We start from the raw sequence: 13170 nt of genomic DNA on the forward strand, positions 1-13170 counted from the left end.
GGCGCTCGATCGCCCGCATACTCGATATCTTCGCCAATACGCGTAGAGATACACCGTACACGTTGAAGCAAAGCACACCTTTTGCTCTTCTTGCCTCCCTCCCGCGCAGTGGTCTAGCTTGGCCGGACGACGATAGAGGGGAAGCCGGCCGCGTGAAGTTTGTGAGTTGCAGTCTTCCGGACGTGATCGAGATCACGCCCAAGCGACATGCTGATAGCCGAGGGCACTTCGTCGAAGTCTTCCGCGCCGACCTGTTCAAAAAGAACGTCGCAGACGTCGACTTCGTGCAGCATAATCAATCGCTTTCACGGCAAACCGGCACCATCCGCGGGTTGCACTACCAGCTCCCGCCGGCGGCTCAAGGGAAGCTGGTACGCTGCGTTCGGGGCTCTGTGCTCGACGTTGCCGTCGATATCCGCCGCTCATCGCCCACGTTCGGCCAGCATGTGGCCGTCACGCTCTCCGCCGACGCGGGCAATCAGCTGTGGGTTCCTCCCGGGTATGCGCATGCGTTCTGTACGCTCGAGCCGGACACCGAAGTCTGGTACGGCGTGACCCATGTCTACAGCCCCGAGCACGAGGGCGGCATCGTGTGGAACGACCCCGATCTCAAGATCGCCTGGCCGGTGGAGCCCGGAGCCGCCGCTCTGGCACCGCGCGACGAAACGTGGCCTCGCCTTCGCGATGCGTCGCATATTTTTCAGTAGCTCGCTGTTTCAGTGATTGTCCGGAGAGCGTTATGCGGATCTTAATTACAGGCGGAGCCGGGTTCATTGGATCGGCATTGGTGCGCCACCTCGTGCAAGAGGTCGGCGCCGAGGTGCTGACACTCGACAAGCTCACCTACGCCGGTACGCTCTCGAGCCTCAGAGCCGTTGAGCAGGCGCCCAACCATCGTTTCTTGCGGGCGGACATCTGCGATCGCCGGGCCGTCGCCGCGGCATTGGACGACTTCAAACCGGACCGCATCTATCACTTGGCGGCCGAGAGCCATGTCGACCGCTCGCTCGATGGTCCGGCGGACTTCATTTCGACCAACATCGTCGGCACCTACACTCTGCTCGAGTGTGCGCGCCAGTACTGGCTCGGGCTCGATGGAGCAAGAAAGAGCGGGTTCCGTTTCCTCCACGTCTCGACGGACGAGGTTTACGGATCCCTCGGCGCAGACGACGGGCTCTTTACCGAGCAAACCGCCTATGACCCGAGCTCACCCTATTCGGCGTCGAAGGCGGCGTCCGATCATCTGGTGACATCGTGGCATCGCAGCTACGGCTTTCCTGCGCTCATCTCCAACTGCTCGAACAACTACGGGCCCTATCATTTCCCGGAGAAGCTGATCCCACTCACCATTCTCAACGCCGTGCATGGGAAAGAGCTGCCGGTCTATGGAAACGGGACGAACGTTCGCGATTGGCTCTACGTCGAGGATCACGCGCGCGCCCTACACCTCATCGGCAGCGAAGGACGGCTCGGCGAAAAATACAACGTCGGTGGGCGTAACGAGCGGCGCAACATCGACGTCGTCACCTCGATCTGCAGGATCCTGGATCGGGTTCGACCCGGCACGCGGCCGCACGAAAGTCTCATCACCTACGTCACCGACCGGCCCGGCCACGACTTCCGCTATGCCATCGACGCCACGCGGCTCGAGCAGGAGCTTGGCTGGCGGGCGCAGGAGACCTTCGAGACCGGCATCGAGAAGACCGTGCTTTGGTATCTCGACAACGATTGGTGGTGGCGCCCGCTGCGCGAGACCGTCTATGCCGGAACGCGTCTCGGCACAGCCGTGAACGCGGCCTAGGTCAGCCCGCTCATGCGGATCGTCGTCACCGGAAAAACAGGGCAGATCGCGCAATCGCTCCTCGAGCGCGGACCGGCATTCGGCGCGAACGTTGCCGCACTCGGTCGGCCGGAGTTTGATCTTGCCGCGCCTCTTCACGCCGAAGAGCTGCTGGCCGCAGCCAAGCCAGACCTCATCATCTCTGCCGCCGCCTACACGGCCGTGGACAAGGCCGAGAGCGATCGCGAGGTCGCGTACGCCGTCAACGCTGTGGGACCGCGCGCGCTTGCGCAAGCGGCAGCTACGCTCGGCGTGCCAGTGCTGCATGTCTCAACCGACTACGTCTTCGACGGCTCGAAAGCCGAACCTTGGCGCGAGGAGGACACGCCGCGTCCGCTCACGGTCTATGGCGCCTCGAAGCTCGCGGGCGAAGAGGCGGTGCTCGCTGCCTCGCCCGACAACGTCGTCGTGCGTGTTGGCTGGGTGTACAGCCCGTTCAGCGCCAACTTCGCCAAGACGATCCTGCGGCTTGCGGGCGAGCGGGACACATTGCGGGTGGTGGCGGATCAGACCGGCGGACCAAGCTCGGCGCTCGATATTGCCGACGGGCTGCTTGCGATGGCGCGCAACATCGCGTCCGAGCCGGAGCGCGGCAATCTCAAGGGTCTCTTTCACATGTCGCCCGAGGGCGTCGCGACGTGGGCGGATTTCGCCGAAGCGATCTGCGGCTGGCTCGGTGAAACTCGCGGCCGCAACGTAAACGTCGAGCGCATCACGACGGCGGACTACCCGACGCCGGCGCGGCGTCCGGCGAACTCGCGTCTCGACAGCAGCCGCCTCGCGGCGCTGCACGGGATACGCCTGCCCCACTGGCGCACTTCGCTGCCGGCCGTGCTCGGCCGGCTCGCTCCCTAAGACCTATGTCATCGAGGACCTCATGAAAGGCATCATCCTGGCCGGCGGCAGCGGAACGCGACTGCACCCGATGACCCACGTCACCTCCAAGCAGTTGCTGCCGGTCTACGACAAGCCGATGGTCTACTATCCGCTGACCACGCTGATGCTGGCCGGGATCCGCGACATCCTCCTGATCTCGACGCCGCATGACCTGCCGCATTTCCAGCGCCTGCTTGGCGACGGCTCGCAGTGGGGTATCTCGCTCAGCTACGCCGAGCAGCCTCGTCCGGAGGGCCTCGCACAAGCCTACATCATCGGCGCCGACTTCGTGGCCGGCCATCGCTCGTGCCTGATCCTCGGCGACAACATCTTTTACGGGCACGGCCTGCCGCAATTACTCGGACGCGCGTCGACGCGGACCGAGGGCGCAACCGTGTTCGCCTATCACGTCACCGACCCCGAGCGGTATGGCGTCGTTGCCTTCGACGAGGCCATGCGGGCCGTTTCCATCGAGGAGAAGCCTGCCGAGCCGCAATCGAATTGGGCGGTGACGGGGCTATATTTCTACGACGAGCGCGCGGCGGAGATCGCGGCCGGTCTCAAGCCATCCGCCCGCGGGGAGCTCGAGATCACCGATCTCAATCGCACGTACCTCGAGAGCGGACGTTTGTCGGTCGAGCTCATGGGGCGCGGCTACGCCTGGCTCGACACCGGGACGCCCGATAGCCTCATCGAGGCCGCGGAGTTCGTGCGCACGCTCGAGAAACGGCAGGGCTTCAAGATCGCCTGCCCCGAGGAAGTCGCATGGCGGCTCGGCTTCATTGGCTCCGCCGCGCTCGAGCAGGCGGCTGCCAAGCACGGGAAGAGCGCTTATGGCGCCTATCTCGCGCGGCTGCTGGTGCCGGACCGCTCGCCGTCGCGTGGGGTCGCCTAACAAGCGCGAGCTCGTACCGGCTCGGCGCGCTGCAAATCGTGCTATAGAGCGCGGGCATGATCGCCAGCGCGCCAACATCGTCGTCCACTTCCCTGCCCGCCACGATCGATGTCTGGACGTTCGCGCTGGACATTCCGGACGCGGCGGCGCTCGGCGTTCTGCTTTCTCCTGACGAGCATCAGCGCGCCGACCGGCTGCAGCGCGCCGAAGACGCCACGCGTTTTCGGGTTGCGCATGCGCGTCTGCGCGAGATTCTAGCCAGCTATCTGGATGTCGATCCGGGACGCATCGTGCTCGAGCCGGACGCCAACGGGAAACCGTTCGTCGCGTCGCCCGAAACGTCTCTGCACTTCAATCTCTCGCACTCGGACGATCTCGCGACGGTTGCAATCTGGCGCGCCGAGGTCGGCATCGATATCGAGCGCGTCCGCGTCCTGGACGGCCCGGACCTCGAGCCGATGTTCTCTAGAAGCGAACAAGCTGCTTTTGCGGCCCTCTCCGGTTCCGAGCGGCGCGAGGCGTTCTTCCGCTGCTGGACGCGCAAGGAAGCCTTGCTCAAGGCCTGGGGACGGGGCCTCGACGTGCCTCTGGACAGCTTCGACGTGCCGGTGGGCGCGGAGCCGGACGTCGTCGCTCAGATTGCTCAGGAAACGCCGGACGCACGGGCCTGGCGCCTCCTCTCTTTCGCACCTGCGGCGGGCTATGCGGGCACCGTTGCCCTGGCCGCAGACGCCACCGGACGCCGCGCCGAACTCATTCTTAAGACGTGGCCGCCCGGCGGTTGAGCGCAACCTCGCTCGCCAGCCCGCGTTAGTTTCATTGGAGGCACGTCATGTTTATTGCGCCGCATTCGCGTCATGGGCGTGAAATGACGACCTCTCATTCTTAAATCTCAAGGCAGAGCGGGCGTCGGTGCGTCTAAGCTTTGCCGCAACCGTTTGGAGTCTCAACCTAGGGAGCCCACCGGATGAACAGGATCGTTCTCGAAATCAAAGACGGGGGCGAGGAACCCGACGCGGAGGCCCGCGAATGGGTCGAGGCGGTCAGCTCGGTGATGGCCTTCGAGGGTAGCGAGCGCGCCGACCACCTGCTCGGCCGTGCGGTCGACATGGCCCGACGGCAGGGCGCCCGGCTGCCGTTCGCTGCGAACACGGCCTATATCAACACCATCCCACCGCATAAGGAAGCGCCACATCCCGGCGATCCCGCGATCGAGCGGCACATCCGGTCTGCCGTGCGCTGGAACGCACTCGCCATGGTGCTGCGCGCCAACAAGGAAAGCAGCGAGCTTGGTGGGCATATCGCGAGCTTCCAATCGGCGGCGACGCTCTACGACACCGGCTTCATGCATTTCTGGCATGGGGCGAGCGAGACCCACGGCGGCGACCTCGTTTTCATCCAGGGGCATTCCTCGCCCGGCATCTACGCACGTGCCTTTCTCGAGGGGCGGCTGACGGAAGACCAGCTCGCGAACTTCCGGCAGGAAACGAGGGGCAAGGGACTGCCTTCCTATCCGCACCCCTGGCTGATGCCGGAGTTCTGGCAGTTCCCGACCGTCTCGATGGGCCTGGGCCCGATCATGGCCATCTATCAGGCACGCTTTCTCAAGTACCTGCATGATCGCGGGCTCGCGGACACGTCCAACCGCCACGTCTGGGTGTTCTGCGGTGACGGCGAGATGGACGAGCCGGAAAGCTTGGGCGCCATCTCGCTCGCCGGGCGCGAGAAGCTCGACAACCTGATCTTCGTCATCAACTGCAACCTGCAACGGCTCGACGGACCGGTGCGCGGCAACGGCAAGATCATCCAGGAGCTCGAAGGCAGCTTCCGTGGCGCCGGCTGGAATGTTCTCAAGGTCATCTGGGGCTCGAACTGGGACCAGCTGCTCGCCCGCGACACCACGGGGCGGCTGCGCCAGCTCATGGAAGAGTGCAACGACGGGCAGTACCAGGACTTCAAGTCGAAGGACGGCGCGTACATTCGCAAGAACTTCTTCGGCCGCTATCCGGAGACGGCGGCACTCGTCGCCGATTGGTCGGACGAGAAGATCTGGACGCTGACGCGCGGCGGGCACGATCCGCGCAAGGTCTACGCCGCCTATTCGGCCGCTGTCGCGCATACGAACCAGCCGACCGTGATCCTCGCCAAAACCGTGAAGGGTTACGGCATGGGCGCTGCCGGCGAAGGCCAGATGATCGCGCACCAGCAAAAGAAGATGGGCATCGAGGCGCTGACCAGCTTTCGCAACCGCTTCGGCGTCAATGTCTCGGACAAGGATCTCGAAACGCTGCCGTTTATCCGCTTTGCAGAAGGCACCCAGGAACTGGCGTATCTGCGCGAGCGCCGCGCGGTTCTCGGCGGCTCACTGCCCAAACGACGCACGAAGACTTCGTTCAAGCTCGATGCGCCGCCACTGTCGCTGTTCGACGCGCAGCTCAAGGGCTCCGGCGAGCGCGATATCTCAACCACGATGGTGTTCGTTCAGGTCCTGACCAAGCTCTTGCGCGATAAGACGCTCGGCAAGCACATCGTGCCGATCGTGCCCGACGAAAGCCGCACCTTCGGCATGGAGGGTATGTTCCGCACCTTCGGCATCTACAGCCAGGTGGGCCAGCTCTATCGCCCGGAAGATGCCGAGCAGCTGATGTTCTATAAGGAAGACCGCAGCGGGCAGATGCTGCAGGAGGGCATCAGCGAGGCGGGCGGCATGGCCTCGTGGATCGCGGCCGCGACGTCGTACTCGTCGTCCAACGTGCCGATGATCCCCTTCTTCATCTACTATTCGATGTTCGGCTTCCAGCGCATCGGCGATCTCGCGTGGGCCGCGGGCGACATGCGCGCACGCGGCTTCCTGATCGGCGGCACCAGCGGGCGGACGACGCTCAACGGCGAAGGATTGCAGCACCAGGACGGGCACAGCCACATCCTTTCCTCCACGATTCCGAATTGCATCTCGTACGATCCGACGTTCGGCTACGAGCTGGCTGTCATTGTGCAGCGTGGCCTCGAGCGCATGCTCGACAAGCAGGAGGACGTCTTCTACTACATCACCGCGCTCAACGAGAACTACGAGCACCCCGCCATGCCGGAAGGCGCCGAAGACGGGATCGTGCGCGGCATGTACCTCCTAAGGTCCGTCGGACCGACGATGGGTGCACCGAAGGTGCAGCTCATGGGGTGCGGGTCGATCCTCAACGAGGTCATCGCAGGCGCGGAGCTTCTGGCCGAGGACTTCGGAATTGCGGCCGACATCTGGAGCGTGACGAGCTTCACGGAGCTTCGGCGCGACGCGCTCGCCATCGAGCGCTGGAATATGCTGCACCCGGCGGAAACGCCCCGTGTTCCTTATGTCACGCAGTGCCTCGCCTCGCGCGGCGATGCGCCGGCGGTGGCCGCGACCGACTACATGAAGCTGTTCGGCGATCAGATCCGCCCGTTCGTGCACGGTCCCTATCTCGTGCTCGGAACGGACGGCTTCGGACGCTCCGACTACCGGCGGCGGCTGCGACATCACTTCGAGGTCGACCGCCACTTCATCGCTGTCGCGGCGCTGAAGGCGCTCGCCGACGATAACAAGCTACCGTCATCGAAGGTCGTGGAGGCGATCGCCCGCTACGGCATCGATCCCGAAAAGGCCGACCCGGCGCGCGCATAGTTTTTGTCGTGCTTCTTATCGGTATTTTTCGTTTGCATGGCTCCGCCATGATCCGGTTCCCACTTTTCCGGAAGCACTCTATCGAGGTGTTGCATGTCCGTCATCGACGTGAAGGTTCCCGACATCGGCGACTACAAGGACGTGCCGATCATCGAGGTGCACGTGAAGCCGGGAGACCGCATCAACCCGGAAGATCCCATCGTAACGCTCGAAAGCGACAAGGCGGCTATGGAAGTGCCGGCGCCACAGGCTGGAGAAATTGCCGAGGTTCTGGTCAAAGTCGGAGACAAGGTCAGCGAGGGCTCGGCGCTCGTGCGGCTTGCGTCCGAGGGTGGCGCAAAAGACAGGGAGAAGGAGACCGCCAGCGCCACGACGGCTGTCGAAGCCGAGAAGCCGGAGGCGACGGCCGCGGATACTCCCGCACGCACGCCTGCCCCTGCGGAGAAGCCCACATCGGAGAGCGAGGCCGCCGGCGCGCCGGAGCGCGTGGCCCTGCCGCTCGGCGTCGACTTCGGCGGCGTGCATGCGAGCCCCTCCGTGCGCCGTCTCGCGCGCGAGCTCGACATCGACCTCAGGACGCTCAAGGGAAGCGGCGAGAAAGGTCGGATTACCAAGGACGACGTCAAACGTTCGCTCGGCGGTGGTGCGGGCACCGGCGCTGGCATTCCCGAGATCCCGCCGCAGGACTTCGCTAAGTATGGGCCGATCGAGACGCAGCCGCTGACGCGCCTTAGGCGCCTCGGCGGGCCGCACCTGCATCGCGCCTGGCTCAACATTCCGCATGTCACGCACACCGACGAAGCCGATATCACAGACCTCGAAGCCTATCGCAAATCCCTCGACGACGCGGCGAAGGAGAAGGGTTACCGCGTGACGCTGCTCTCCTTCATCATGAAGGCATGCGTGGTGGCGCTGAAGGAGTTCCCAACCTTCAATGCCTCCCTGGCTCCCGACAAAGAGAACCTGATCCTCAAGCGCTACTATCATCTCGGCATCGCCGTCGACACACCCGATGGCCTGGTGGTTCCCGTGATCCGCGACGTCGACCGCAAGGGCATCGTCGAGTTGTCGCAGGAGCTCGGCGTTGTGTCGCAAAAGATGCGCGACGGAAAGATCGCACCGACCGACATCCAAGGAGGCACGTTCTCGATCTCGAGCCTGGGCGGCATCGGGGGCACGGGCTTCACGCCAATCATCAACGCGCCTGAGGTTGCGATCCTCGGCGTGGTGCGGGCGCAGATGAGGCCTAAATGGGACGGCGACGCCTTCGAGCCACGTCTCATGCTGCCGCTGTCGCTCAGCTACGATCATCGCGTCATCGACGGCGCGGAGGCGGCACGCTTTGCGCGGCGTCTGGCCGTGATCCTCGAAGACGTGCGCCAACTCGTGCTCTAGAGGGAGACGGTCCGTGACTGACGCAGAGACGATCAAGTGCGATGTCGCCGTGCTGGGCTCCGGTCCGGGCGGCTATTCGGCAGCCTTCCGCGCTGCCGACCTCGGGCTCAAGACGGCGCTCATCGAGCGCGACGCGACGCTTGGCGGCGTGTGCCTCAACGTCGGCTGCATTCCCTCGAAGGCGCTGTTGCATGTGGCAGCGTTGATCTCCGAGGCGCAGGCGTTCGGCGCGCATGGTGTCCAGTTCGCTGCGCCGAAAATCGATCTCGCGAAGCTTCGCGCCCACAAGGACGCCGTTGTCGACAAGCTCACGAACGGGCTCCTCGCCATGGCGAAGGCGCGCAAGGTCACGGTGGTGCGCGGTACGGGCTCCTTCCGGGATTCCAACACGATCGAGGTGGCGCTGGCTGCCGGCGGTCTAGGGCGCGTGCAATTCACGAACGCCATCATCGCCGCCGGCTCCGAAGCGGTCTCGTTGCCGTTCCTGCCCGAGGACCCGCGCATCGTCGACTCGACGGGCGCCCTGACGCTGCCTCAAATCCCGAAGCGCATGCTGGTCATCGGCGGCGGCATCATCGGGCTCGAGATGGCGACCGTTTACGCGGCGCTCGGAAGCCGCATCGACGTCGTGGAGACGCTCGACGTGCTCATGGCGGGTGCCGACCGCGACCTCGTGCGCGTCTGGCAGAAGCACAACGCGGCACGGTTCGGCCGCATTCTTCTCAAGACCAAGGTCGCTGGCGCAAACGCGAAGCGCGACGCCATCCATGTCCGCTTCGAAGGCGGCAACGCGCCGAGCGAGTCACAGCCTTACGATCTGGTTCTGGTCGCGGTCGGGAGGTCGCCCAACGGCAAGCGCATCGGCGCCGAGCAGGCCGGCGTCACCGTCGATGCGAACGGCTTCATCCCTACCGATCGACAGATGCGAACCAACGTTTCGCACATCTTCGCCATCGGCGATATCTCACGCCCACCGATGCTCGCGCACAAGGCCGTGCACGAGGGCCATGTGGCGGCAGAAGCCGCGGCTGGACGGTCCTCCTATTTCGATGCACGCGTCATCCCCTCGGTTGCCTACACGGATCCCGAGATCGCATGGGTTGGCCGTACGGAAGATGAGCTCAAAGCCGAGGGGGCCGCGTACGAGAAGGCCGTGTTTCCCTGGGCAGCTTCGGGCCGCGCGATCGCGATGGCACGAGACGAAGGCTTCACCAAGCTTCTGTTCGAGCCTGAAAGCCATCGCGTGATCGGCGGCGGCATCGTCGGCGCGCACGCCGGCGACCTCATCAGCGAGGTCGCACTGGGCATCGAAATGGGGGCCGACGCCGTCGATATCGGCAAGACGATCCACCCGCATCCCACGCTTTCGGAATCGATCGGCATGGCCGCCGAAGTGTTGGAGGGGACGGCGACCGACTTGCCGCCGGTGAAACGTTCCCGCTCCTAGCTGGCCGCGATGAGCGCAAAAAAACGGGGAGCGATTACTCGCTCCCCGTTTCCAAGTGACGTGCCACGACGTTAGTCGGTGGCCTTGGCGTCGTGATACTTGAAGTCCGGCGCGTTCTCGAGCGCGTCCTTCGTGCTGTCGAGCGTCACACGCATCGTGCCGTCGGCATCGCGATTGAGCTGAAGATCGCTGAAGGAAACGCCTACCAGCTTCTCGCCCATTCCGAGGAAGCCGCCGACACCAATTACGGCGTGGCTGATCTTGCCATCCGGACCAAGGATCAGGTCGTTGATGTCGCCGATACGCTCGTTGGCGCTGTTGTAAACGGTCTGGCCAACCAGCCGGCTAGAGCGCCACTCATCGGCAGCCTGGCTCGACGCGAACGCACCAGGCGCACTCTCGGCCGACGGAGCCGCATCCGTCGCGGACGGCGAAGGAACCGGCGACGGGCTCGTCTCGGGCATGCGCTGCTCGGGCTCAGCCGGTGAGGGCGAAGGCGACGGAGCCGGCGCGGTGGTCTGCGCGAAGGCCGTCGCTGCGCCAACGGCAAGCGCCGCGGGCATGGCAATAGCGAACAGCAGCTTGGATTTCATCGGATCGTCTCCCTTATGATTTTTCAACGTAGCTTTTTGCTTTGCGTCGCACGCGCAAATGTCGGCGCGTTGCAGCGGGCATTAACCTGCCTGCAAAGCAAACGCCGGAGGTTGGGCTTGGTTCCTCGGGAGGCCGTGCGCGGGCGTTACGCACGCCCTGACGTTAATGGACTGTCTCAGACTGCGCCGGCACGTATCAGACGATGCACGAAGGCGAGCTTATCACGCGTCGCGCCCGAGATCACGAACGGATAAAAATCGCCGTGACCGAGGCTGCGGCTCAGGTTGTTCAGCGCGAGCGACAGGGGCACCCAACGCGCCATCAGCGAGTCGAAGCTTTCCTGGCGATAGACGTCATATTTCTTGAATGGCCAGGCCGCGCCGAAACGGAGCCCCGCCGCGCGTGGCTCCATGCCTTCGGCCTCCGCCGTCTCGACGGCGTCGACCATGTGCAGATAGTGCGCCCATGTTTCTGCCCAGTCCTCCCAGGGGTGCGCGGCCGCGTAAGCTGATACGTAGTTGTCTGCCCAATTGGGAGGTGCACCGGTCGCGTAGTAGGCCGATAGCGCGGTCTGATAATCCTGCTGCTCGTCGCCGAACAACGCGCGGAACGCTTCAATGACTCCTTCGCGATTGACAAGGAGCATCCAGTAGTAGTGCCCGATCTCGTGACGGAGGTGGCCGAGCAACGATCGGTACGGCTCGGCAAACATCTGACGGCGGCGCTCGCGCTCAACGGAGTCGGCTTCGAGGACATCCAGCGTGATGACGCCGTTTGCGTGGCCGGTGAGAGCCTGTGCCACAACGTCGAACATCAAAGGTGGGGCCTGCGATGCACCACCATCGAGCGGCAGGCCGAAGCGCAGCAACGAATAGGTGAGCCGCTTTTTTGCGTGCTCGACCTCGCGCCAGGCGTCCAGGCGGCCGGTCTCCGAGAGATTGGGAATGGTTCGGTTGTGCGAGCATGCCTCACACAGTGTCGTCGACGCCGCATCCGGCACCAGCCAGTTGCAGGCGCCGTGCATCGCGTTCTCGCAATAGCGAACGTCGGCCGCAGCGTCCTTGCCATTGCCGCCGATGCGATGGAACAGACCGCCATCAGGCGCGACCGGCTCGACGGCGACCATCGCGAGCGTGCCTGCGTCGAAGCCGAGGGTGTGGCCGCAATGCAAACAGACTGTGTTCTCGAAGCAGACGCGGCTGCCGCAGGCCGTGCAGTTAAATCTCTTCATGCGGCAACTCCGAGCGCGAAGGGAGCGATTAGCCAACCACAACGGCCGGCGCCCGGCGAGGTTCCGCCGCGCTTGAAGCTTAAGAGATCCTGCCAGGGCTGAACCGGGCCGGACTTAAGGGGCCCGGGTCTCGCCATCCGACGCGACGGTCGCGAGAGGTACGGTTGCCTCGACGGGAGTAACGCCGGCGGTTGCGGCTTCCGGTACCGGCTCCAGGGCAGCGACGGGCGCTTCGGGTCGCGGCTCAGACAGGAAGGCTTCGATCGCCGTCCCCCAGACGTCCCAGCCGGCACGGTCGTCGGCGAGCCCATGCCCATCCTCGCCATAGGGCGGAAAGACATGGAGGGCCGCGTTTCCTCCTCCGTCGCGCCAAGCGGCGGCCATCGCGCTCGCGAGCTCGGGGCGGAAATAGCTGTCGTTTTCTGCATACAGCCAAAGCGTCGGCGCGCGAGCCGTGCGGCCGTAATCGCGGGCCGCCGCGATCAGGCGGTCTTCGCCGCAGACGCTATCGACGTTCTGGCCGAAAGGGCGCCCGCCGCGTCCACCCGCGATGTTGATCACGGCGCGAACGCTTTCGGGGTTGCGCGCTGCGAGCGCGAGCGATGCCCAACCACCGGACGAGATTCCGACCACAATTGCTTCGCCTGGCACCACGAACGGCTGCTCCGACATATAGTCGACGGTGCTCCCGATATCGTCGGCAGCGGCAAGTCCGGAGAGATAGTGATCCGGATTGGCGCAGGAGCCGATCGACTCCGCCATCGGGCCGCCTGTTGCACCGTGGCCGCGACGCTGTGGCAGCACGACGACGTAACCTCGCTCCACGAACCACCGCGAGAGCCAGTAGTAGACGGGCATGGCGACGGCCAGACGCGTCGCGTCCGACGTGCCGTGGTTAATGACGACCAACGGATGGCGAACCGCAACACCGTCGGCTCTAGGCTCATCGTCGGGGCGGAAAACGGTCGCGCGCAGCGGATAGTCCGGATCGGCGCTTGGCAGGATCCAGAACTGCTCGCGCAGGCGTGGTCCCTCCGGACCGAAGGGACCGAAAGCGCGCGCATCTTCGGCAGATGCCGTGTGTGGCTGGATCAAGAACGCCAAAACGGGCATGAGCGCAGCGCAAAGCATCGCCATCCATCGCGTGGAAAGTTGCCCGCGGCGCCCCCGAGCTTGCCCGGCGTCAGCCGTCAACGTCATGGCGATCATCGCAACATGCCCCCCGTCTGAACCTTCG

General features: G+C 64.7%; 11 protein-coding genes. 8 read left to right on the top strand and 3 right to left on the bottom strand.

The genetic code is table 11. From position 1 onward, the window contains the following. Window positions 1–152: 152 nt before the first annotated feature. The 8 genes from rfbC to lpdA all read left to right on the top strand — a co-directional run bounded on the left by rfbC (window position 153) and on the right by lpdA (window position 10108). Window positions 153–707 (top strand): dTDP-4-dehydrorhamnose 3,5-epimerase, encoded by a 555-nt coding sequence (gene rfbC, locus CS1GBM3_RS06805; RefSeq protein ID WP_072393106.1) that lies wholly within the window; start codon window positions 153–155, stop codon window positions 705–707. A gap of 32 nt (window positions 708–739) precedes the next feature. Beyond that, the gene (rfbB, locus tag CS1GBM3_RS06810) at window positions 740–1801 is read left to right on the top strand and encodes a dTDP-glucose 4,6-dehydratase (RefSeq protein WP_072393109.1); all 1062 of its coding nucleotides are present in this window, start codon (window positions 740–742) and stop codon (window positions 1799–1801) included. Window positions 1802–1813: 12 nt separating this feature from the next. Further along, window positions 1814–2695 carry a dTDP-4-dehydrorhamnose reductase gene (gene rfbD, locus CS1GBM3_RS06815; RefSeq protein ID WP_072393112.1) on the top strand — a complete coding sequence of 294 codons (882 nt, stop codon included), beginning with the start codon at window positions 1814–1816 and terminating at the stop codon, window positions 2693–2695. 22 nt (window positions 2696–2717) lie between these two features. Further along, on the top strand, window positions 2718–3611 hold the full coding sequence (gene rfbA, locus CS1GBM3_RS06820; RefSeq protein WP_072393116.1) for a glucose-1-phosphate thymidylyltransferase RfbA: 894 nt from the start codon (window positions 2718–2720) through the stop codon (window positions 3609–3611). Window positions 3612–3667: 56 nt separating this feature from the next. Next, window positions 3668–4396: a 4'-phosphopantetheinyl transferase family protein gene (locus CS1GBM3_RS20235; RefSeq protein WP_072393119.1), complete on the top strand. Its 729-nt coding sequence runs from the start codon at window positions 3668–3670 to the stop codon at window positions 4394–4396. Between the two features lie 182 nt (window positions 4397–4578). Further along, entirely contained in the window at window positions 4579–7266 is a 2688-nt protein-coding gene (aceE, locus tag CS1GBM3_RS06830) for a pyruvate dehydrogenase (acetyl-transferring), homodimeric type (protein ID WP_072393121.1), read from the top strand. Window positions 7267–7359: 93 nt separating this feature from the next. Further along, entirely contained in the window at window positions 7360–8661 is a 1302-nt protein-coding gene (locus tag CS1GBM3_RS06835) for a 2-oxo acid dehydrogenase subunit E2 (protein ID WP_072393124.1), read from the top strand. A 13-nt stretch (window positions 8662–8674) separates the two neighbouring features. Continuing rightward, window positions 8675–10108 (top strand): dihydrolipoyl dehydrogenase, encoded by a 1434-nt coding sequence (gene lpdA, locus CS1GBM3_RS06840; RefSeq protein ID WP_072393127.1) that lies wholly within the window; start codon window positions 8675–8677, stop codon window positions 10106–10108. A gap of 71 nt (window positions 10109–10179) precedes the next feature. Here the strand turns inward: lpdA and CS1GBM3_RS06845 are convergent, their stop codons facing one another. The 3 genes from CS1GBM3_RS06845 to CS1GBM3_RS06855 form a co-directional block, all read right to left on the bottom strand. Beyond that, window positions 10180–10701, bottom strand: a complete 522-nt coding sequence (locus tag CS1GBM3_RS06845) for a PRC-barrel domain-containing protein (protein ID WP_072393130.1) — start codon at window positions 10699–10701, stop codon at window positions 10180–10182. Between the two features lie 176 nt (window positions 10702–10877). After that, window positions 10878–11933: a zinc-binding metallopeptidase family protein gene (locus CS1GBM3_RS06850; RefSeq protein ID WP_072393133.1), complete on the bottom strand. Its 1056-nt coding sequence runs from the start codon at window positions 11931–11933 to the stop codon at window positions 10878–10880. A 114-nt stretch (window positions 11934–12047) separates the two neighbouring features. Beyond that, on the bottom strand, window positions 12048–13064 hold the full coding sequence (locus CS1GBM3_RS06855; protein ID WP_244534565.1) for an alpha/beta hydrolase family protein: 1017 nt from the start codon (window positions 13062–13064) through the stop codon (window positions 12048–12050). Window positions 13065–13170 lie beyond the last annotated feature (106 nt).

Source organism: Hyphomicrobium sp. CS1GBMeth3 (assembly GCF_900117455.1).
Taxonomy (GTDB): Bacteria; Pseudomonadota; Alphaproteobacteria; order Rhizobiales; family Hyphomicrobiaceae; genus Hyphomicrobium_C.